The sequence below is a fragment of the Moorena sp. SIOASIH genome, assembly GCF_010671925.1.
Lineage (GTDB): Bacteria > Cyanobacteriota > Cyanobacteriia > Cyanobacteriales > Coleofasciculaceae > Moorena.
The window spans coordinates 1,185,767-1,208,532 of record NZ_JAAHIH010000003.1 but is presented as its reverse complement, the minus strand read 5'-3'; the positions used below and the strand labels follow the sequence as shown (position 1 = coordinate 1,208,532).

The following is a 22,766-nucleotide window of genomic DNA, read 5'->3' as shown; positions in this document are numbered from 1 at the left end:
GAATCAGCTCTCAACAGAGTGGGAGAAATTGATGTGTTTCTCAATCACTATAAGGCTTTTGGGTTTCGCACCGGGAACTAGACTAACTGGGGTCTCCCAAGACTGTGATGACTGAAAGAGGAGATATATATCTTTGGGGAGAGCAACAGGGTAAAAAGCTTGATTTATCAAGGATTCAGCCTGCTTGTCACCCCTTCAGGTCTCATCGTCACCCCTTGAGCTTGTTGAGATAAAGGTGGTGTCTAACCCGGATTTGGCACAATTGGGATGTTCCCCAATAATGCTTCATGGCTCTCCTAGGGTGGCTATGATAAATTAGTATAAAATAATCGCCATAGCCCTTACTAAGTAAGGTTTTGAGTAATTTAAAAATGCAATTTTAATAAAACTGTATTTTTAGTTGATTGAATCCCTTGCTATTTAAGGGGTTAAGCTCATTTAAACTACTCATTTACTATAATCAGTCTAGGAGAGCCTGCTTCATTAACTTTTTTTTGCACAAAATAAGGCAACACAGCCACTTATTGATATTGAGTATTCTGAATAATTGTCACGCAATATCTTTTCTAGGGTGTCTAAATCATCATCCACATTAGTAAATACTTTTTTTGCGTTATGCATCTCCATAAACTTTTTAGCAATATAACTTCGTTCAACACCTTCGTGAAGAATGGTAGAACCAAAAATCTTGCCACCTGAATTTAAAAGCTTACTTAAGTTCTTAAAAACCTCCGCTTTGCTCATCATGTTACCAGGGAGACAATGGAGCAAATAATTCATCCCTATTGAATCAAAGCACTCAAGCTCAATATCTATTGGTTTATATACATCATGTTGATATATTTCAGGAGTATATCGAGCAATTCTTCTTGCCGTAGCTTTGAGACAATTGATATTTAAATCCATTAACCCTAACCTGACTTGAGGAGAAGAGAAGTTGCATTTATCTAAATAATAACCTGTACCTACACCAACATCCAAATGATTTGGGGTAATGTTTTGATTATAGAGTTCAAGTATTTTTTTTGTTGGGCATTTCCAAATGAAATGATTATTTATTCCTAATACAGTCAAATCATAGACAAATAACATGAATGGATTATAAACACTGTGACCCGCTTGAATGTCATCTTGCGTTATCATCAAATACTCCGTGTGTATCGTAAATTATAAAATTGGTTACTAAGTAGTCGGACAACAGTTTTGGTATCTGTATTAATTTTTGTAAACACACCAGAAACGTTTATGGCACAATAATTAGCGCTGTTTTTACATTTGTTAACACAAAGCTGTTTATTTATGTCCGACTACTTATTATTCTATTGTAGATTAGCTCAAGTCGCATTAAATGCCGTGGCCAGATAGTCAAAACTATGAAATGAAGACATATCAATGATTCCTTTCAATTAAGTCTCCAGCTACTTTTGGTAAATGCTATAACCCACATTCCGCACGTCAATTTGTAGTATACAAATTAGTATATTTGTCCCAGGTAGCTTGGTGATCGTCTTGAGTATAAATGCCTAATATTTTCATTTTTTGCGATGGTCGCTTCGCGAACCGCCGAAGGCATCGCCAAGCTACCTAAAATACGTAATCATAACGTGCTACATTACGAAGTGCGGAATGTGGGGTATAACTCTGAAGAAACACTCTCAACTTCCGGGGGTTGGGCGAAGCATTTGGATTGATATACTTGGGTCTATGTGCTTAAATTATCACCCAAATGCTTCGCCCCTACAATCTCCCACAACTGTTTCTTTCTTTCATAACGGGTGTCGCTGCGCCCGTGGGGGGGCTAATTAGGGTTTGTTGCATGAGTGTAGAAGCTATACCAGACAGTGATTTCAATCCTTACATCAATCTACAAAGAATCATCAGTCATCCAAGACTGAGGACAGATCCCAGGAGAAAGGCTCAGCTTCCTGGAACTCTCCTGATACCTCGCCTACCAAACTCAAAGAATCAACATTTTCAAGCTTCATCACAGGTGCCCCTTCTTCAAGGTTCAGTTTGCTCATCTCGACCCAGAAAACATTCGGACTCTTGGTGAATTCAAAAAAGTAAGTGAGGTTGGTTTGATCCGAGACAGTCCGCCAAACGGTGGTACTGACGCCGAAACCAGACAGACCGAGTGGATCAGAGACGTTGCGGATGATGCCCAACGCCGCAGCTATCTCATTCCGCCGATTTTTCTGCAATTCACTTATCCAATTATTATTCATTTCTGCCAAGTAATAGCTAGCCCGGACGAACCGGTCTGAGGGATTGTTAGTGCCTGGCAGAAATGACCCACCTCCAACCTGATTCCAATAGGTATTGAGGCCAAGCTGTTGGTCGAAGATCGGGTCGTTGGTTAGCACCTGGTATTCCTTAGCATGATGGATTTGTAGTTTACCATCAATGTATTCAAAGATCGCTGAATCCCCACTTGGATCCGAGAGCGACAAGTGAAGTGTAAACTCTAGTTGTGACTGATCTTCTGGGATATCAAGCCCAAGATTTTGCGACAAGATGTCCTTAACAGTGGCTGGGATAATCCGGAAGGGTTCTTGTTGCAGTTCTGTCACTGCCTCGTTTACGGTCGCATAATTATCAAGGACATATTGACCCCAGCCTCCAATGGACAAGGTTTTATCACCTGGTTCAATCTTGCCGTAGTCCGTTGCTGTCAAAAAGAGGAGATTGGCAACGAGACCCTGATCGTTCATGCCGTCAACGGTGCCCATGTCATAGGACGAGGTAATGATGCTGCCATATTTCGAAGTCCATGTGATTGAGTTGCAACCAGTCCCACCATCACGCTTCATGCCTTTCGGAAAAACCCAGAGATCAGTACCAGGATCGTTCAACCAGTCCATGCTGCGTGCAGTAATTGGTCCGTTTGAACTACCTTGGTAGACTAACCGGCTGCAGGCTTGAGCCGGTGGAACTACTGCCATGGACAGGATGGTAATAAGTACAACAAATATAGTTGCTAGCTTCTTGATGATCAAATTATGCTTCTTCATCATTAAGTTCAATACTCCCGATATTTTTTCGAATCCAGAACGAATACAATGCAAGGATTTCAGGCTACTTGCCTTAATTTTTTCAATTGTCTATCCAGGGCTAAATTGCCAAAAAGAAGGCGTTGCTGAATCTTTGGATGAATAGGAGTAGAGTGGGCATCCTGCCCGCGCCAACAGATCTCGAACGGGCAAGATGCCCATTTTACAGGTGCGACCCAAGGGCGATTTACTCGCCCATTGGAAAGTGCACCTAAAAACTATTAAAATCATTCCATTATTAAGCAACGGCAAAAAAAATTGCTCTATCAAGCAAATACTTACCCTGTAATCCTTACAGCTACGTTACCATAAGTGTCCGGACTATTTTGACATCCTCTCCGGCCTGTTAGCGTTAGCGAAGCTCCTCTGAAAGAGGCAGGTGCGGAGATTATTACTGAGCCGTAGCTTTTCAGTGGATTGACGTTTCATTAGGTGCTGCTACCTTGACAGTATTCCTACGCTTCCCTTTACGTCTATTTAATGTCTCGGATTTGCCACCCGCGACAATAATACTATAGCATATTTCTTCCCAGTTAATCAATCAAAAAGTTGCCCGCTTATGGATCTATACTTTATAAAGTTTTTTTACAAAAACCTTGACAAAAGTAAGTTTAAGTGCTCCGTGTGACCAAAAAAATTTGACGTCCTACGTTCTATAAAGTTTGTATGGGGAAAGCCTTTTTCCAAAAAGGAGCGAAAAATCGTGATATTTAGAGGGCATAAAGGGGGAATCATGTTAATTTAGGATTAGTAGATAATTTTGATTATCAGGGTAACCTGGGGTCTTTTAATAGGGGGATCTATCATGAAAATGCTCCTCTAAAGAATTAGAAAATAGGAGTAATTTTTAGCTATTCATGATACAACAAAATTGAATTATATAGCGTTTTTCGCAGTTATGATGTACAGTATGTCACGAAACAGAGAATTGAACATCGAATGCAGCGATCGCATAACTATACCCAGCAGCCAAAGGAAGAAGACTACAGCGAAATTATTGATGTGCGCTCCCCGAGTGAGTTTGCTGAGGATCATATGCCAGGTGCGATTAATCTACCTGTGCTCGATGATCAGCAACGGGCTAAGGTAGGGACTATCTATAAACAAGTGTCTTCCTTTGAAGCTCGTAAAATTGGTGCCTCTCTAGTTGCTGGGAACATCTCTCGACATCTAGAAACTCACTTTGCTGCTAAGGATAAAAATTACCATCCCTTGGTCTATTGTTGGCGGGGTGGACAGCGTTCCCAGAGTTTGGCAGCAGTGTTAGTTCAAATTGGCTGGCAAGTTACAGTTCTCGACCGGGGATACAAAACCTATCGAGCTTATGTAAGGGAACAATTAGAACAGTTGCCACAACAGTTTACTTACCGGGTATTGTGTGGACTAACCGGTAGTGGGAAAACCCTGATTTTGCGGCAACTTGCTAAGCGAGGTGTCCAAGTGCTGGATTTGGAAGAGTTAGCCAATCATCGAGGTTCCCTGCTGGGTCAAGAGTGGGAAGGTGAACCATTATCTCAACCCTCACAAAAATGGTTTGAATCCCTGCTATTGGAAAAATTGCAACGCTTTGATGTTGATAAGCCAGTATGGGTGGAAGCAGAAAGCAATAAGATTGGAAAAATTTATTTGCCTCATTCAGTATGGCAAAATATGAAGGATGCTAGCTGTGTGGAAGTTGAGTTACCCCTGGCACATCGAATTGAATGGTTGTTGCAAGAGTATCCTCACTTGCTTACTAACCCTGAGTTTTTCAAAGGTAAGCTAGAGTGTCTAAGGTCTCGCTATGGCTGGAAAAAAATTAACCAGTGGTATGAGATGATTGATGGGGGTCAAGGTCATGCTTTGGTAGGAGATTTGCTTGAAACTCATTATGATCCAGCTTACCGCCGCTCGATTAGTAAGTGTTATGGAAATGTAGTATCGACGTTACCGATTGTGGATTTATCCGAGCAGAGTGTTCAGACTTTTGTCAATAGTTTAGTGTCTTGGACAGAATTATCCTAAAGATAGTTAATCAGCAAGTCAAGATTTTATGTCCGAGTACTTATCAAATTCGGATGATTACTTACTGATAAAAAAGAATGATATCGTGTCCGGTTGTTTCGGTTAGGTTCATAGTTTATTTTTTTACCCATTACCCTCAATTATAGCACTACTCATTAAAGTTAGGACATTGATAAAAGCTCATTTGCTAATGCACGTAAACTTTTGCCTCTTGCCCGCCCCCCTTACTAAGGGCAGGGCTGTTTCATTATAGAGCAAAAAGGTGTATATTGAAGCAATAGCCGGAAAAACCGGGCTAATTTCCCTTATATCCCATGCATCATGGAAAAAAGCTTAATCGACGTTTCTCTTGCAAATACCTGATCATCGAGATCCTCATGGTCTTCGTCATCCTCTCTGGCTGGTGCTTCTAATCATAATTATGGGAATGATGAGTGGTTATTGGGGTTATCGACAATTAGGTAGATTTGTGGAACGTCATCGAAGGGAATTGATTAATAGACTTCAAATTCCTTTTGCTCGTGTTCCTTCTTATTCAGTGATCAGAAGAGTCATGGTTAATTTAGATTACGAAGAACTCCAACTTGTATTTAATAAATGGAGTAAACACTATGGTGTTATTCCCTCTTCAGAATGGATATCCATAGATGGGAAGAGCCTCAAAAATACTGGAACGTAACTACGATAACGCGAAACAAAACTTGATCAGTTGTGTTTCGGCTTTTGCTCATCAAAGAAGATTAGTCTTAGGGGTAAAAATGATGTCAAACAAACAGGAAAGCGAAATTTACGTCGTTCGAGAATTAATTGACTTATTAGATTTAACAGGTGTAGTTTTTAGTTTTGATGCTCTTCATTGTCAAAAAAAACTCTGGCAGCCATCGTCGATTCAGGGAATGACTATCTAGTTAAAGTCAAAAAAAATCAACCCAAATTATATCAACAAATAGAAACGGAATCAAACCAGCTTACACCACGACAAAAAGTGACCCATTATGAAAAAACTAGAAACCGTAATACTTATCGTCTTATTGAAGTGTTTGATCCACCCGAAAACCTTGACCCCAAATGGATTGGAGCTGGTTGTGTGATTAAAGTCTCTCCCAGTGGAACTCGTGGAAATGAGACTTATAGAAGCATCAGTTATTATCTTTGTTCAAAACCACCATTATCTCGTGGTTTGGCCAATGGAATTAGAGGACATTGGCTCATTGAAAATTCTCTTCATTGGGTAAAAGACGTCATCTATGAAGAAGATATTAGTCCGCAAACGTCAGGACAAGCTCCTTTAAACTTATCTTTGCTGAAAACATGGGTTTTAACCCTTCTTCGAGCACATGGCTTTGATTCTATCAAGGCAGCAATCAGTGAAATGAGCCATAATTTGAGATATATCCTCAGTTTTTGTACTTAAGATTAATTATATCTGATTATCTTCTATTTTCTAGAGAATGAAACAGCCCTGCCTTACTAAGGGGGGTTAGGGGGGATTCCTCTTGCCTTACACGTAGCGCTATATTGCACAATTGGGCAACGCTAAATTATTACTCATGCAACGCTTCTGCCCGTTCCCAGTCCTCTGGCACCCCATAACTTTGATACCTTTGGCAGCGTTTAACATAGAGCATGGCTGCTTTATCCTGGGGATTGGTTTGTAAAACTGACTGAAATATCTGTTCAGCTTGGGCGAAAGCTTGCCGATGGTAGAGAAAAGCAGCTTGTTCAAAGTTACTCTTAGTTTGTCTCTTTAACTGCTTCAGTTGCGGCTCATCTTGATCAAATAGCTCAAATACTGCCACCGGTTTATTTTTTCCCTTAACTTTGACTCGATCCAGAAACCTATAACTGTACTTTTGAAACTCATTCAGGTTATAGAGGGTTTGTTGGCTAATCATAATCCCTGCACCATAAAGTTTGGTTAATCCTTCCAAGCGGGAAGCAAGATTAACTGCATCAGAAATAACCGTACTTTCCATCCGCTTTTGTTCACCGATTGTTCCTAGCATTAAGCTACCTGTATGTAAACCAATACCGATAGTAATCGGAACATAACCACTTTGGGACCGATGCTGATTGTAGACCGCAACTGTTTGTTGCATCTCAAGTGCACCTTGAACCCCATCATCCGCTGACTCAGGAAAAAGTGCCATGACTCCATCTCCAATGTACTTATCAATAAAGCCATTGTGAGCTCGGATTGCTGGACTAACTCGACTCAGATAGCTATTAATAAAATTAAAATTTTCTTGAGGAGATAACTGTTCTGATAGGCTGGTAAAAGAGCGAATATCAGCAAAAAGAACAGTCATTTCTTTTTGAACATGATCCCCTAATTTAACATCAACAATACTGTCATATCCCAGGAAGCGCAAAAAGTCATGGGGAACAAACTTACCATAAGCAGAGGTAATTTTAGAAAGCCGTAGATGACTTTTAATTCGGGCTAACAATTCATGCTTAGAAAAAGGCTTAGTCAGATAATCATTTACCCCACAAGTAAACCCTTCTACCAAATCGGAAACTTGATTGTTGGCGGTTAACATGATCACCGGAAGTTCACTGGGCAAAAACTTCTGGCGAATTTTTTCACAGACTTCATAGCCCGTCATGCGGGGCATCATCACATCCAGTAAGATCAAGTCAGGCTGGAAGCCAGTTGAGAGCATTTCTAAAGCTTCTAAACCATTAGTGGCTGTAGCGATCGCATAATTTTCCATGGAAAGATAATTGCTAAGAACCTGACGGTTGACTGGTTCATCGTCCACAATCAAAATTTTGGTATATCCACTGTCTGCTGCTAAGGCTCCAGTAAAGTTCGGGGTTTCATTCGTCAAATCCGGAACTGGAGCGATGGATTCAATTGGCAACAGTGCTGAGGTCTGCTGAACCTGCCTCTGAGACACTGGCAAAGTAAATGTAAACTGGGAACCAGACTTATTTTGCGATCGCTTAGGGGAGCCTCCCAGAGGGCATTGTACTTCTCCCACCCTAAGCGATCGCACATGAATTTTGCCACCGTGTAACTCGACTAACTGTCTAGTAACCGCTAATCCCAAACCCCTCCCGCCGTATTCTTTAGTCCTGGAGCAATCTACTGATTCAAAGGAGTCAAAAATCCGATTTAATTTATCTGCTGGAATACCAATTCCTGTATCTGAGACAGTAATGACTAACATTGCTAACTCGTCATTGCTAACGGGTAACTGCTCAGCTGATACTTCCACCTTACCAGATTCAGTGAACTTAATAGCATTCTCGATTAAGTTATAAAGAATTTGTTGCAGCCGATTTTCGTCAGCATCGACCAAGGGCAGATCGGCAGGAATTGAGTTAATTAACTGCAAAGGTTTTTTGCCAATTAGAGACTGGGAATGTCCAAGGACGAGATTGGCTATTTCTCGCAGGCTTACTGGCTTAATTTGAAGTTCAAGATGTTTGTGTTTTAGCTTCGAAAAATCGAGGAGATCGTTGACTAAATTCCCTAGTCTTTTTCCACTAGATGCAATGATGGCAAGATTGGCGTTTGCTTTGGAGGGCAATTGTCCTGCAACACCATCGATCAGGGATTCAGCAATGCTGATAATGCCATTGAGGGGAGTGCGGAGTTCTTGGGAGGTATTGGCTAAAAATTCGTTTTTGAGTTGATCGAGGTGCTGCAATTCAGTATTCTTGGCTTCTAGGGTGGCAAACGACTCTTGCAATTGTCTTGCCATGTTATTAAATGCCTTAACCAAAACCCCAAGTTCATCGGAGCGCTCCTGGTTGACAATTTGGTCAAATTGTCCCTTCTCTAGAGCAATGGCTGCATCCTTCAGTTGGACGATAGGCCGGACAACCCAACGGGATGTAACGATTCCGACTTCTGTTGCCAGTAACAATGCTACTAGGCATAAGGCAATAGTAGTGCGGGTATGGGCGTGGATTTGTTCGATGAAATCCGCTTCTGGCACGACTACCACAATCAACCAATCCAAGCCAAACTCATCTTGAAACGGCTGTATTTGTACAAATTTTCGTTTACCGTCAACAGCAAATTTCCATTGCTGTAAACGTTGAATTGGTTGTTTTTGATTCAGCTTGGTTGATAAATATTGAGCCGTAGCTTTAGTGAAAGCATTAGTACTATCCGTTGCTTTAACTCGTTCGGCTCCGTAGTCTTTGTGAGTAGTGCGAAAAGGCTTCTCACCGGTAGAGGTTGCCACGAGCATTCCCGAACGTTCAATGATAAACACTTGTCCAGTTTTGCCAACGTTTAGACTGCGTAAAAACTTGCCGATTTGTGATAGGTTTATATTGGTTAGGAGTACCCCCTGCAATTGATCCTGTTTGTCGTAAAATGGCATTGATGCACCGAGATAGGCAGTGATCCCAGCAGTATTGGGGTAAATTTCACTCCAAGTTGAGCGACCAGCTTTGACAGCAGTGCTATACCATGGTCGAGTGCGCGGATCAAACTTAATACTGTCTAGGATTTCCTGACGCTTCTTGATGCAGTCACTCATGGGGGTTTCCCCCAAGACCGCGCTGCATCGCTCCCCAAATTCGTTAGTAGAATAGGAGTAAAAAATATGATTGGTAGCTTTGGTGGAGACTCTTAGTATCAGTGTACCATCATCTAATCGTTCTGCTCCTAAGTTGTCTTTATTCTCTAAGCCTAATCCAGTAAATGTGAGGGTATTAAAGATCTGAAGCTGCTGCCAAAAGTAACGCTCTAATTCAGGAATATCTTGCAAATTCAATTGACCTAGATTGATGGCAGTGGCATTAATCTGATTAACTAGATGCGGAATGGTTAGATAAGCCTCCAAATTCTGCTCAACCCGAGCATTCACTTCTTCAAGCAGTTGAGTCGCAACATCATTAACCGCTCTCTTGCCGTTTCTATAGGACAGATATGCCACAACTCCCACTGCTGCGAAGATTTGCAGGACAAATGGTATGACCAAGATCAGGGGAAGGGGAACTTTCCCAGAAACCTTGGAAACCCCTTGGACTAAAGATTTGAATAACATTTGCTTGTGCCATCCTGCTTGACTGACAAATCGTTAGGAGTTACATTTACAGAATTCCCAGAAATCTAAAAAAAGTAGCGTCAGCACCCTTGACTAAAGTAAAGGGGCTTAAAGTCCTTTATTTCCTGATGCCTGAATGCTTAGAAAGGACTTCATAAATATTTATGTAGAGTATCCCTTTTTTTGTTACCAAATTCTCGTGAGCGGAGTATAATAGAGTTATTTTTCCATTAACTCTAACCTTAATTTTGGTTTGGAACCATTAAAATGCTTACTTTAAAAGTGTTCTCAGCGGCTACAGTTGCCGTCCTATTAAGCAGTTGCTTAATACCTGAAAAAGCCTTGGCTAGTCGTCTTGATTTCACAGCTGAAGCGAATGGCAGTTCAAGTCCTTCAACAATACTAAATGCCAGTATTGGTCAAACCCTACAAAACGGCGATTTTACGATAGAAAGGACTGGGGATAGCACTACCCTTGGTAATGGGATTGATGAAGATACGAGTTGGAGCTTTGATTTTTCTAACTTGGTAACATTAATAAATGACTTATCGCAAGCGGAACTAATTTTAGACCTGACACCAAACAACGCCCTGATTACTACCGATTTATTTGGGATCAGAGGATTGGATACTATTACTATTGATCTGATCCGCAATCTCCCAGTAGGAACTAAGCAATCGCTGTCTTTAAATTTACTGGAGTTTTACGACTCAGGAGAAATCGTGAACGTCTTTAATGCCAATAGTGGCAAAATTCCGGTATTTTATGGAGATGATGCCATTGTATCTCGTGCTGAGCTGTCATTGTCTACAGGTGAAAGAGTTCCCGAACCTGCTTCTACCCTAGGGATTTTAGCTTTGGGGGCTTTAGGAATTAGTTCCCTATTGAAGCAGGAAGTCAAGCCGCAGAAACAAGCAAAGCAGTAATATCAATCAAGAATTATAACTAGTTAACCGGCAAAAATATATAGCAATTGTCTTTCCCATGAGGTAGAAAGGGATCCCCCTAAATCCCCCTTAAAAAGGGGGACTTTGAGCTTGATAAGCGTACTTCATAAATGCAATAAACGCTATAACTAACACTATAACTAGTGTCTTGTTGACGGTTGATGATTGAACAGTTAACAGTGAACAGTTAACTTTCAATCGTTAACCATGGCCTTAAGGCCGTAGGCCACGCTGCGCGAACGGCCACGCTACGCGAACAACAAAAATTTCATCAACGTAGCAAAGCATTCCAAGTAGCAGGACCAACAATGCCATCAGGTTCTAGTTTGAACTTGCGCTGAGCGGCTTGTACTGCGGCTTTCGTAACCTCTCCAAATACCCCATCTACTGTGGCTTTTAAAAAACCAAGAGATTTCAGTCGCCTCTGCAATTGCTGGACGGCTGGACCACGCATACCTTGTCGGAGAATTGGTAAGGTTATAGCGCTAGGCTTAGTTCTCTCGACAGTAACCGAATTGCCGGTTGTGGTAGTGCGATTACCAAAGCCAGTGCTGGTTGCTGTGGAGGAAGGGTTAGGACGAGTTGTGGTGGTTTGGGTAATAGCTTGTGTGATGGAAGGCCTCGGAAAGGATGATGCTGAGATGCCATCAGAGGTGGTCGGGGGTCTTATACTTGCTGAGGGTAAGGGATTTGAAGTAGAGGTTGAGGATGTTGGATTGGGTGGGATGCTCGGAAACAGAAGATTCCATTCAGCAGCTCCCATGATGCCATGGGGAGTTAAACCCGCTTCTTGCTGGAGCTTGGAGACAGCGATCGCAGTATTATCTCCATAGACCCCATTTACCTCTCCTGTGTAATACCCCAATAATTTAAGAACTGCTTGTAATTCAGATACTCTTTCCCCCTCACTACCAATGTCGAGAGTTGGTCGGTTGATTTTGACTGGGGTAATTCCTTGAGCCAGTTTTGGGACAACGCCATTGGCTTCAAGGGCAACTGCTGGCAAGTTCCCTAAGCTAAGGGCTACTGATCCAAAGATAGTTATACCGATGATGCTGTTAGTGGTGTCTATAGAATCCATATCTTTACACCAAGGTAATTCTTGTCACGACTTAATTTCACTTTATCGATTCAAGCTGATTAATACATTAAGGTCTCTCCCGGTTAAAAGGTAAAACACGGGAGAGACCTGAAGTTTTTGCTTTGCTCAGTTAACCCAGGAAGTTGATTGCTTCAGCAGGTCCGACTAGAGAAATATAAGGTTCAATGAAATAGCGATTAGCTGCTGCTTGAGCCATCTCTGGAGTAACCCTTGTCACATCCTGTTGAAACAGGGTATCAAACTCAACTCCTAGCCCGATGGTCTCATACCAGCCATAGACTTGAGCTAGCTGACCATTGGTTTGTTTACCTAGTGCATACTGACCAAGAAGCTTATTTTTGGCAACTTGCAATTCATCCTGACTCAGTTGTTGAGAACAAAGGCGTTCCACTTCCGTAACCAGACCAACTAGGGCAGTTTCTGTATTTTCTGGTGCTGTGCCCATGTAGGCTATAAACGTAGAAGCCGACTGGCGTGTAGGAAACAATGCTGAGACATCATAGGCTAAACCCCGCTTTTCTCTGAGTTCTACAAACAAGCGGCTAGAAAGACCATTGCCCAGGTAGGTATTGAGAAGTTTCAGCGTAGCAAAGTCAGCCTCTTGTACGGCTGAGGTCAGATAACCCAGCATCACAATGGACTGCTGCGTGTCTTGGGCAGTAGTTACTTGGCAGGGTTGGGCAATGGGGGAGGGTAAGGAGGGTTTGCTCAGGGGTGTATCGGGAACTTGCCAATCCCCAAACACTTGCTCCACCTGCCCAATCGCATCTTCTGAGTTAATACGACCTGCAATACTAATTATGAGGTTATCAGGGCGGAAATAAGTCTGATGATAGTGTTCTAAGTCAGCTCGACCCAGTGTAGATACGGTAGCTTCTTCTCCCAACACTGAGAAGCCATAGGGATGGTCTTGATACATTGCCTGTCGCAATTGCTTATAGGCAATGTTAAAGGGTTGCTCCTGTTGGGCACGAATAGTTTGAATGGTTAGGTACCTCTCTAGGTCTACCTCAGCATCTGGGAAACTAGGCGATCGCAAAATCTGCCCTGCTAGCTGTAACATTTCAAACCAGTCAGCTGCAACGGTTTTCAGGGAGAGTAGAAAATAATCGTTAGCCGCATCAGCACCAAGTTGAGCCCCCATAGACTCGACCCGTTCGGCAATGTCTATAGAGGATAAGTCTTGGGTTCCCTTGGTCATAACTGCTGAGACGAGGTGAGATAGCCCAGCTTGGTTTGGTGGATCGAACTGACTACCTGCCCGAATAAATAGACGGCTGGCAATGATATCAGCAGCAGCATTTTCAACTACAATCACCACGATGCCATTATCTAGCACTGTGCGATGGATATTCTGTTGTTGCTTTAGTGTGATATTAGGCATGATAGTCTTAAGTCTTAGGCTGGATAGTTTTAGGTTTTAGGCAAATTTCAAATTTAAAATTTTCAATGCACGAATTTCCACTTTGACTACATGCCTTTGTGAGGATTTACTACCTTTAATTAGTTACAATATAAGCTATCCTGTTGATGATTGTGATAGCTCAGGCGATAGATATAAATATACCGCATCGGCTAAGTGCATTAGGTCTAAATCTCTGAGCTTTTTAATCTCAAAATGAGTTACGATTTCAGCTATACTTTAAGCCATACTGTTGAGGATTGTGATAGCATAGCGATGGGGAGAAAGATACCGCTGGGCTAAGTGCATTACGTCATTAGCTGTTAGCTTTTGAATCTCAATCGGATAACTATAGGCTGCTTGTGGTGTAGCAATAGTGCTGTAGTAACCATACAAACCAGCAAGTTGACCAGCAGATTCTGTGGAAAAAATATAGTCGTTATAGACCTGACGTTGACAGCGTTTGAGTTCTGTAGTTGACACTGGTGTCTGGTGCAATTGCCACAGGTGTTCCCTAATTATTGCTTCTACCTGTTCCAGGTACTCGGGTTCTAGGTAGGCGGTAATAGTAAACAAACTTGAATCACGCTGTAGAGAGAAACTACTACCAATGTCTTGCACTAATTGTTTCTCTTCCCTTAATTCTCTTACCAAGCGAGAAGAGCGTCCATCAGCCAGAAGCACAGAGAGTAAATCCAAACCACAAGCATCCCCAAGCTGATCTATCCCTGGTCCGTGCCAAGCCATCAATAGACGTGAATGCTCCAGGCGAGGCAAGTTGAGTTCCTGACGTCTAATTCCGATAAATGGTGGTTCAGCTATCACCTCTGGTTTAGGACAATCAGTGGGGCAAGCAAAATCTTGAAATGACTGGTCAACTATAGTTAATGCTGATTCTTGGTCAATATCACCTACAATCACCACAGTCATATTTTCCGGCTGGTAATGGCATTGGTGGAAACAGCGCATTTGTTGGGGAGAGTGAGCCATCAAATCCGCTTCAGTACCCAGAATCGGTCTGCCATAGGGGTGACGTTGGTAAACGCTCTCAGAAAGAGCCTGAAATCCCACCCAATCAGGATTATCGTAGCTGCCACGAATTTCTTCTAACACCACACACCGTTCCCGGACAAATTCTTCTTCAGGAATAGCAGGATGCAAGAGTAATTCTGCCAAGGGAGGCAGGGTATGTTTTAAATACTCAGAAGCACTGGTTACGAAAAAATGAGCAAAGTCATGGCTAGTAGCGGCATTCGTTACACCACCGTGGCTTTCAATCACATAGTCAAACACACCAGGAGCAATGGTCTCGGTGCCTTTAAAAATCATGTGTTCCAAGAAGTGAGCCATGCCATACCATTCTTCTGGTTCTGCGATCGCACCAGCACCAACCCACACATCCGCCACTACTACTGGTGTAGCGCTTAGGTATTGATGAATGACATTCAAGCCATTGGTCAGTTTGAAAACACTAGCAGGAAACTTTACTTGAGGTAGGGGCTCAGATAACAATGCTTCTAATCTCAATGTGTAACTTCTTACATCATATTACGAGGGGACGTACAAGTCGAAAGCCCCGTCCTTCGTTGGCCTTTGGCCACGCTACGCGAACGACGGCTTTTCCGTCGGATGTGATAGAATAAAAGCATAAGCAATAAACTTGCATGTCAGATAGGTACTATCTAATCATAAGTAGACAACGTAAAAAATATGTATGAGATACGTATTGCGTAATTTGGTCTAACGACTACAACGTCTATGAAAAACTTAGATAAAAAAGTATCTGTCTATTCATCTAAAAAAGGTACGGTGGGGCACACCGAAACCTAGATCTATGATCAATCACGCTTGGGGAGATTTGTCCTCTACTTTTTCTGACTCCGGTTTGAAAGAGCCACGACGAGTCGTAGAGCCAAGAATCCCCGCTCCTTAAGGACGGGGAGTGTCAATTAACGTTAATTTAGGTTAACCCAGTGTTAAAGATCATGATTACTACTTCACAGTTCTCCTAACTAAGTTCCAGGACTGTGTACCTGAATCAGAGCCCCATCAGCGGTATAGATTTCCATACGGATTTCGGAATTATAGCTAATCCCTTTGAGGGCATCTTCTAAAGTCAATACGTGATTCACGATACCAGCGTGAGCCTCTACATCACCTCTAACTTGAGCCGTAATCGCTGTTTGTCTGACCTGATACATATAAGTGGGTGTTAATTCTACTTTAATCAGACTTTCATGAATGGTGTAATTACAAACCCGAGTTTCTCCAGTACAGATTTGTTCAAGATCACCACCAATTTGTTTTAACTTTACCTGCAACTGCAACTTGCTTTGAACTGCCTTAAGGGCGTTTTGATAAGGCTCAATTAAAGACTGTGCATTTTTGTGGTAGTATGTTGAGTTTGGAACTTGCTTCACGTAAGTTAAAGCGTTGCGCCAATGAATCGCAGCCACCGACCATTGCTGCTTTCCCTGAGCCTTTTGAGCCAACTGAGCCAGACGTAGTCCCTGATTGTAGGCGTTGGTAGCAATTTTTTCCTGGGTTTTGCGATCGCGCGCCCTGGCCAGATTAGTTTTATAGAATTCCTCCAGTCGTTGCTTGTCCTCTTCAACGGTTGTTCCTTGAGGAATTTTGTTCAGACGGTCTAATGCAGTTTTCCAAGTACTATAGACTAGTTGCCATTCCTCTAAGGTCTGGGCTACACCCTGACGAGCTTGGGCAATCTGAGCCGCTTTCTTAGCTGCTTTCATAATCTGATTACCCTGTCTTTCTTTGACTAATCGCCGATTAACTTCGTCTAAATTGACCTTATATAGCTGAGTTTTCTGTTGCGCTATAGCATTCAGGCTACTCTCCTTAGGCATTTGTTCAAGGCGGGCAATTGCCTCTCGCCACAGTTTTTGAATTGCTATCCACTTTGATGCCTTATGGGGAGGATTTTTCCCTTTATGACCTGCCCTAGCCGCCATTTGCATGGCTGTCACTAACTGATCTAGGTCTTTACCTCTGACTTGATAGGCTTGAAGCAATCCTTGTGCTGTGTCATGCTTCATTGACCAAAACGGAATTGCTTTGAGTCCTTCAATCGCTGTCTTTAATTGCTTCTGAGCTTCGAGAATGTCCTTTCCCGATTTGGGTTTTTTCAGGGTGTCTGCTGACTTTTTACTCAATAGCTGAGCTTCATTCAGTACAGTACAAGACCCAAATACGCAGGGACGGGTAAAAACATAAAAGCCGCCGGTTAAAAATACTAAACCCAATCCCATGCCCACCACCACCAACAAAAGAAACGTACTTTTAGAATTTCCTTCATGAGGTTGTAGTGTTTCAGGGAATGGCTCATCGGTTTGAGCCTCGGGATCAGAAAGTGGTTCGTCCCAAGGGTGGGCTGCAACGTCAGAATCCATTGATTGATCGTTGCTTTGGTTAGACTCAGGGGTTAACTGGTTAGAATCCATTGCCTGTAGCAGGAGGAAAGCCAGGGATACCAAGAAAGGTACTTAATCTTAACCCAAAATATCCTCCTATGCTTCCATTGGTTAGGCAGGAATTGGTGAGATATTAAGGCAACAGTGAGGAATTATAGGGGTTAGGGGGGAATTATGAAGAATCAAAGAAGCAAGGAGTGACATCCTCCTAAGCCGTCATCTTTGATTGGGTCTAGACTTCCAACCTTACGATTAGACATGCCAAGATCCGCACTTATCTAGAACCATCAACGAACAGCTACCGTGATCTGGCTGCGGCGGTGATCTGGAGTTATCAACTATTGACTTCTATCATAGATTAATAACTCAGTGATGGCGTTTAAAGCGATCGACACCTGCTTCCCTTCTACCTATCCTACCTAGGGGCTACTGGGGGAATAATTTTCCTGTTTTTAACAAAACTCGCGGAATTCCCCACCGTCTTTCACGGTGTTGAAGTTACCGTAAGTAGAGTGGAGCCGCGAATCTTACAGTTTTAACCCTTTTCTTCATAGCCGACCAACCATAAAGGCTCCACTCTACTTTGGCGCGCGTCTCTAGGATGGATAGCGAGACGATAGCTTATATTGAAAAGCCTAAGACTTGATGTATTAATGCAAAATACATATAATAGTAACAGAGGTCGATAACAGAGGTAAATGCAGTGAAACATAAAGCCGTCAAAGTCAGGATTTATCCCACTCAAGAGCAAATTCAGATCCTTGCTCAACATTTTGGGTGTGCTCGTTGGTGGTGGAATTACGCGCTGAATCAGTGCATAGAAACTTACAAGGAAACTGGCAAAGGGCTAAAACAATCTGCGCTTAACTCTATGCTTCCAAAGCTCAAAAAGGAAAAAGAGACTGAATGGCTAAAAGACTGTTACTCTCAGGTTTTACAATCTGTGAGTCTTAACCTTAGTCGCGCATATCAAAACTTTTTTGTTCGCGTCAGCGTGGCCTACGGCCAGGGCAGAGCCAAATATCCTAGATTCAAGTCATATCATCATCGCCAGTCAATTCAGTACCATCAAAAAGTCAAACTAGTGGGCGATTGTCTTAAATTTCCTGGAAAGCTAGGGGTTGTAAAGGCAGTAATTCATCGCCCACTGGACGGGGATATCAAGACTGTTACAGTCAGTAAGACTCCCTCTGGGAAATACTACGCCTCTGTGCTAATGGAATATGATTCTAGTAGCTCAAAGGTATCCAAAGATGGGAAAGTGATTGGCATTGATCTGGGTATCAAGGATTTTGCGATTACCTACGACGGCGAAAAGACCTCTAAATTTGGGAATCCTAAGCATCTATCCAAGTACGAAAAGAAACTAGCGAAAAAGCAGCGTATCGCCGCCCGAAAGAAAAAAGGTAGTAACAGACGCAAAAAGGCCATAAAAATTGTAGCTAAGGTATACGAACGGATTGGAAATGTCCGCCAAGACTATCTACATAAGCTATCCAGAAAGATAGTTGACAACAACCAAGTAGTGGTAGTCGAAAATCTAAACGTCAAGGGCATGCTGTGCGCTACGCGCACGCTTCGCGAACGTAACCATAAATTAGCTAAAGCAATATCTGATCTAGGTTGGGGAACCTTTGTTAATTTCATTTCTTATAAGTGCGAAAAAGAAGGAAAGGTATTGGTGGAGATAAACCGGTGGTTCCCCAGTTCTAAGACCTGCTCTAATTGTCATTACCAAATCAAAGAGCTGCCACTTGATGTAAGAACTTGGACTTGTCCGAGTTGCGGGACTGATCAGGACAGAGATGGTAATGCAGCAAAAAATATTAGAGCAGAAGGGATCAGAATGCTATCCTCCTCTGGGACGGGGGAGGTCAACGCCAGGGTCGAAGAAGTAAGACCAAAACGTGGACGTCCGTCCAAGTTAAGGCATTCTTCCGTGAAACTGGAAGCCCCAACCTCTACGTTCGCGTAGCGTGGCCATAGGCCAAGTAGGTTGGGGTAGTTCACTAAACAATTTAAGGCCGCTTCAGGTGCTAGACACTTTCACCGAAGTGTTTCTACGGCATTGACCAAGTGGCAAAAGATTTGAAACGTCGTGCTTAGGATTGTTCGCGAATCATGCATCTGTTAGAATACCAGGCTAAAGAATTATTCCGTGAGATTGGCATTCCGGTTTTGCCTGCTCAACGGATTGACCATCCTACCGACATCAAGGGATTACAGATTCCCTATCCGGTGGTGCTCAAATCTCAAGTATCTACTTATGGAGAGAACCCAGCTCGTCGGATCCGGTGTGTAGAGAATACCATCGATGCGATCGCAGCAGCTAGGGCAATTTTCAAACTCCCGATTCTGGGTAAGCATCCTCAAGTACTGCTAGCAGAATCCCGTTACAATGCTGAACAAGAATTTTATCTAGCCGTGTTCCTAGACTACAACTTGGCTCGTCCTGTCCTGTTGGGTTCTTCCCAAGGGCGTATGGAAACCAAAGCCTTGATCAGCGATATGCAAAAGGTTGTGGTCGAGCAAAACTTTTCACCCTTCTATGGGCGGCGTCTTGCCATCAAAATGGGACTTCATGGTAATCTGATTGAGTCAGTGAGTGGGATTATTAATAGAATGTACCAACTTTTTGTCCAAAAAGATTTGGACATAGTGGAAATTAATCCCCTCGGTGTTAGCCCCACTGGTGAACTCATGGCTCTTGATGGCAGGATTGCTATCAACGACAAGGCTCTGAGACGTCATCAGGATTTGATCAACTTGACATCGACCATGGCTGACAGTGGATTTTACCAAGAGATGCCCACTAACTCAAGCCATAATTTCAATGGTTGTGATCTCAAAGGTCGTGATCTCAAAGGCAACATCGGGATTATATGCAACAGCATGTGTCTGGCTGCAACAACAGTTGATCTGGTATACCAAGCAAAGGGTAAACCAAGACAGTGTCATCTCGTTCCAACTATCAACTCTAACCAATACTGGCCAATAACTCCTGCTGCGATAGAGGAACTGCAAGAGGCTTTGCGAGAACTAACCACATCCGAAGGGATTAAAGTGGTCTTAGTGAATATCTTGAGCAATAGGGCTACCAGCAATGCCGCAGCTGAGATGATTGCCAACTATCTACTGTCTCAAGGTGGGGAAACACCTGTACTCAATTCAGAGAACCAGGAGCAAAATTCCACCAGTCATCCCCTTAGCTCCCATCACCAAAACCTGTTATCTAAGGGCAAATCTCCTCGATCAGCCTCTGGGATTGAGAGACCTCAGCTTGTCATCCGTTTAGTTGGGACAAATTTTCACTCGATTCAACAGCGTTTGGCTCAGCTACCCGTACACTTTACAGACAACTTAGATGAGGCAGTAAAGCAAGCTGTATCTCTTGCCAGGAAAGGGTCACGACGTCCTAACCTAGTCACCTAACTGAGTGCAGAGCGTGAGGATTCTTTTGTTCCTTGTCCTTTGTAAGCTTACCCCCGGCTGTTGGCGTAGCCTGCCGCTAGGCATAGCACGGGGGCTTTCGCCCAGGCTTCAGAACGTTGGTTTTCAGTAGCCCTAGCATACTCAACGCGCCTAGACTCCTGATTGATTGAGTCTAAGGGTTAAGTGCCGAACCGACCGGTTGGCTTACTCTACGGATCTAACACCGTAGCTTCTACAACCGGGTCAATTCCCGGACAACCTCAAAATACTTCGATTTGCAGATCACGCGCCGATAGTGGCTTACTGGCTAGCTGTTTGCTCCGAAGTTGAGAGTGCCTTGGCCTATTTCAGCTTAAATCTATTATACTTGACGGCGGTTAAAACCTCTATGACGCTTGCTCCCCGCTCGCTTTGTGACGGGGCTTCCCCTTCCTGATCAATGATCAATGTGATCAATGATCATTGACCAATGACAAACTACAAATGACTAAGGATCAATCACAAATCAACTTGAGCAGCGATAGCAAAGTGCTAGTACAAGGTATTACACAACCCCTAGGTTTGTACTACGCTGCCCGGATGAAAGCCTATGGCACCAATGTCGTAGCTGGAGTTAGTACTGGTCAGGGAGGGCAAACCTTCCATGGCATTCCTGTATTTGATTTAGTAGAGCAGGCTTGCCATCATGTCGAGGCTGTGGACACAACCATTATTTTTGAAGAATCTTACCAGATAAAGGATGTTGCCTTGGAAGCGATAGATGCTGGGATCAGGCAAATTATTCTCGTTACTGGTGGTATTCCTCCCTTGGATATGGTAGAATTGCTAGGTATTGCCCAAGCTACTAACACGATTATTCTTGGTCCGAGCAGTTCTGGAATTATTGTTCCAGGAAAAGTTTTGCTAGGGACTCACGAGAGTGAATTTTACACCCCTGGCTCAGTGGGATTAATTACCCGTGGTAGTTATTTGATCTACGAAGTGGCTTTAGGCTTAACTCAAGCTAACCTAGGACAGTCAATCGCGATTAACCTTGGCAGTGAAGCAATTGTTGGTTCTTCGTTTAGCCATTGGCTGGAGGTTTTGGAAAAAGATAAAGCTACAAACGTTATTGTCCTAGTTGATCAGACTGGCGGCGGCTACGAAGACGTGGCCGCCGCCGCGTATATAGCCCAGGAAATCCATAAACCAGTGATTTCCTACATTGCGGGACGCTATACACCAGAGACACAAGTAATTTTTAACCCTAGTGCTAGGCTATCGACTCACCTACCAGAGGCTATGAGTAATATGACTAAAGTGTCTACGGCACAGGAAAAAGTGGCAGTATTTCAGCAAGGGAGAATCCCAGTAGCCGAACGCCCCTCCCAAATTCCCATCTTGGTTCAAAAGGCTTTCAAGCATTGACAAGAATTGATTGGTCACCCCATCACCCGTTGGTCGGATTTATAGCGCTACGCGCAAGTAAGAAGTAAGAAGTCAGAAGTCAGAAGTAAGCTATGACTAAGTTTCGGAGTTTAGGAGCGATGCAGCAAGGGAACAGGGGAGGCAGCGCGGTCTTGGGGAGGCAGCGCGGTCTTGGGGAGGCAGCGCGGTCTTGGGGGTCTCCCCCATGAGCGACTGCCGTGGTTTCCCCCATGAGCGACTGCCGTGGTTCCCACGGGGCAAACAGCGGTGCGGACGCAGGTTCCGCACACAGACCCATGCGCCATGAGCGACTGCCGTGGTTTCCCCCACTCGCTATTGCATCAAGACAATGTCCTAATTTGAATGCGTAGTGCGAGTGCATCATAGTTTGCATACTACAAACTGACATCGGGAATGTGGGTTATAACCTGTAACCTACAACCTACAACCTGTAACTAACAACCTACAACCTGTAACCTACAACCTGTAACCTACAACCTGTAACCTTGTTAAGCCTAGTTTTTTGCAAAGTATCGTTAAGCGGGCTGGAATTTGGTTGAGATTGTTTACTAGAAAACAATCCTTTGGGAATAAATCGATAAAATAGAGGATGTAGGGTTTATGATAAGACCCAACTAATCGTCGTTTTCAACTGACCTAGTTTAAATTTCAATTAATTTATGGAACTTAGTGGCTCATCTGCCAACTCTTCTGACCCTCACCCATATAGATGGGCAGAAGTCTTGGGTACGGTAATTGCGCTGTTGACCTTAACATTACCTTTGTTGATCATCGCTTACTACTCTTCTTCAAATAACTACGTTAATGTTTTGCCACAAACCACCTACTCACCTACGAGATTAGAAAATTGACATACAAGTTTTTTAGATAACCAAAGAAGGATATGTGGGTGCGCTGATTTAAAAACCTTCAATACCTGAGGTGTAATAGAAAATGCCAGCGTCATGTCTTCTAGGC

16 protein-coding genes are annotated in these 22,766 nt (G+C 43.1%); 8 read left to right on the top strand and 8 right to left on the bottom strand.

What is annotated here, in order from left to right:
• Window positions 1–483: 483 nt before the first annotated feature.
• Both F6J90_RS20480 and F6J90_RS20475 read right to left on the bottom strand, forming a co-directional pair.
• Window positions 484–1,143, bottom strand: a complete 660-nt coding sequence (locus F6J90_RS20480; protein WP_293097436.1) for a class I SAM-dependent methyltransferase — start codon at window positions 1,141–1,143, stop codon at window positions 484–486.
• Between the two features lie 734 nt (window positions 1,144–1,877).
• Entirely contained in the window at window positions 1,878–3,014 is a 1,137-nt protein-coding gene (locus F6J90_RS20475) for a linear amide C-N hydrolase (RefSeq protein WP_293097434.1), read from the bottom strand.
• Window positions 3,015–3,989: 975 nt separating this feature from the next.
• On the opposite strand from F6J90_RS20475, the gene mnmH reads away from it, so the two are divergent.
• The 4 genes from mnmH to F6J90_RS20460 all read left to right on the top strand — a co-directional run bounded on the left by mnmH (window position 3,990) and on the right by F6J90_RS20460 (window position 6,468).
• Window positions 3,990–5,054, top strand: a complete 1,065-nt coding sequence (mnmH, locus tag F6J90_RS20470; protein ID WP_293097432.1) for a tRNA 2-selenouridine(34) synthase MnmH — start codon at window positions 3,990–3,992, stop codon at window positions 5,052–5,054.
• A gap of 349 nt (window positions 5,055–5,403) precedes the next feature.
• Window positions 5,404–5,733 carry a transposase family protein gene (locus F6J90_RS43655; protein WP_366513794.1) on the top strand — a complete coding sequence of 110 codons (330 nt, stop codon included), beginning with the start codon at window positions 5,404–5,406 and terminating at the stop codon, window positions 5,731–5,733.
• The gene (locus F6J90_RS20465) at window positions 5,702–5,962 is read left to right on the top strand and encodes a hypothetical protein (protein WP_293097430.1); all 261 of its coding nucleotides are present in this window, start codon (window positions 5,702–5,704) and stop codon (window positions 5,960–5,962) included. Before F6J90_RS43655 ends, F6J90_RS20465 begins: the two co-directional genes overlap by 32 nt.
• A complete protein-coding gene (locus F6J90_RS20460) occupies window positions 5,911–6,468 on the top strand; it encodes an ISAs1 family transposase (RefSeq protein ID WP_293097427.1) in 558 nt (185 codons plus the stop codon). Before F6J90_RS20465 ends, F6J90_RS20460 begins: the two co-directional genes overlap by 52 nt.
• A 130-nt stretch (window positions 6,469–6,598) precedes the next feature.
• Here F6J90_RS20460 and F6J90_RS20455 read toward each other — a convergent pair whose 3' ends face one another.
• A complete protein-coding gene (locus tag F6J90_RS20455) occupies window positions 6,599–10,066 on the bottom strand; it encodes a response regulator (protein ID WP_293097425.1) in 3,468 nt (1,155 codons plus the stop codon).
• 267 nt (window positions 10,067–10,333) lie between these two features.
• On the opposite strand from F6J90_RS20455, the gene F6J90_RS20450 reads away from it, so the two are divergent.
• A complete protein-coding gene (locus F6J90_RS20450; protein ID WP_293097420.1) occupies window positions 10,334–10,993 on the top strand; it encodes a hypothetical protein in 660 nt (219 codons plus the stop codon).
• A 292-nt stretch (window positions 10,994–11,285) separates the two neighbouring features.
• Here F6J90_RS20450 and F6J90_RS20445 read toward each other — a convergent pair whose 3' ends face one another.
• The 4 genes from F6J90_RS20445 to F6J90_RS20430 all read right to left on the bottom strand — a co-directional run bounded on the left by F6J90_RS20445 (window position 11,286) and on the right by F6J90_RS20430 (window position 16,928).
• Window positions 11,286–12,095 (bottom strand): peptidoglycan-binding protein, encoded by an 810-nt coding sequence (locus tag F6J90_RS20445; protein ID WP_293097418.1) that lies wholly within the window; start codon window positions 12,093–12,095, stop codon window positions 11,286–11,288.
• 130 nt (window positions 12,096–12,225) lie between these two features.
• Window positions 12,226–13,500, bottom strand: coding sequence for a pitrilysin family protein (locus tag F6J90_RS20440; protein ID WP_293097415.1), 1,275 nt, complete (start codon window positions 13,498–13,500; stop codon window positions 12,226–12,228).
• A 258-nt stretch (window positions 13,501–13,758) separates the two neighbouring features.
• Complete coding sequence (locus F6J90_RS20435) at window positions 13,759–15,045, bottom strand: pitrilysin family protein (protein ID WP_293097413.1); 1,287 nt, start codon at window positions 15,043–15,045, stop codon at window positions 13,759–13,761.
• A 485-nt stretch (window positions 15,046–15,530) separates the two neighbouring features.
• Window positions 15,531–16,928 (bottom strand): hypothetical protein, encoded by a 1,398-nt coding sequence (locus F6J90_RS20430; protein ID WP_293097410.1) that lies wholly within the window; start codon window positions 16,926–16,928, stop codon window positions 15,531–15,533.
• Window positions 16,929–17,652: 724 nt separating this feature from the next.
• Here F6J90_RS20430 and F6J90_RS20425 point away from each other — a divergent pair.
• From F6J90_RS20425 to F6J90_RS20415, 3 genes are all read left to right on the top strand, one after another.
• Window positions 17,653–18,924 carry an RNA-guided endonuclease TnpB family protein gene (locus tag F6J90_RS20425; protein ID WP_293097407.1) on the top strand — a complete coding sequence of 424 codons (1,272 nt, stop codon included), beginning with the start codon at window positions 17,653–17,655 and terminating at the stop codon, window positions 18,922–18,924.
• Window positions 18,925–19,070: 146 nt separating this feature from the next.
• The gene (locus tag F6J90_RS20420) at window positions 19,071–20,381 is read left to right on the top strand and encodes an ATP-grasp domain-containing protein (RefSeq protein ID WP_293097404.1); all 1,311 of its coding nucleotides are present in this window, start codon (window positions 19,071–19,073) and stop codon (window positions 20,379–20,381) included.
• Between the two features lie 483 nt (window positions 20,382–20,864).
• Window positions 20,865–21,788 carry a CoA-binding protein gene (locus F6J90_RS20415; RefSeq protein WP_366513793.1) on the top strand — a complete coding sequence of 308 codons (924 nt, stop codon included), beginning with the start codon at window positions 20,865–20,867 and terminating at the stop codon, window positions 21,786–21,788.
• Between the two features lie 79 nt (window positions 21,789–21,867).
• Here F6J90_RS20415 and F6J90_RS20410 read toward each other — a convergent pair whose 3' ends face one another.
• Window positions 21,868–22,020, bottom strand: coding sequence for a hypothetical protein (locus F6J90_RS20410; protein ID WP_293097402.1), 153 nt, complete (start codon window positions 22,018–22,020; stop codon window positions 21,868–21,870).
• Between the last annotated feature and the right edge of the window lie 746 nt (window positions 22,021–22,766).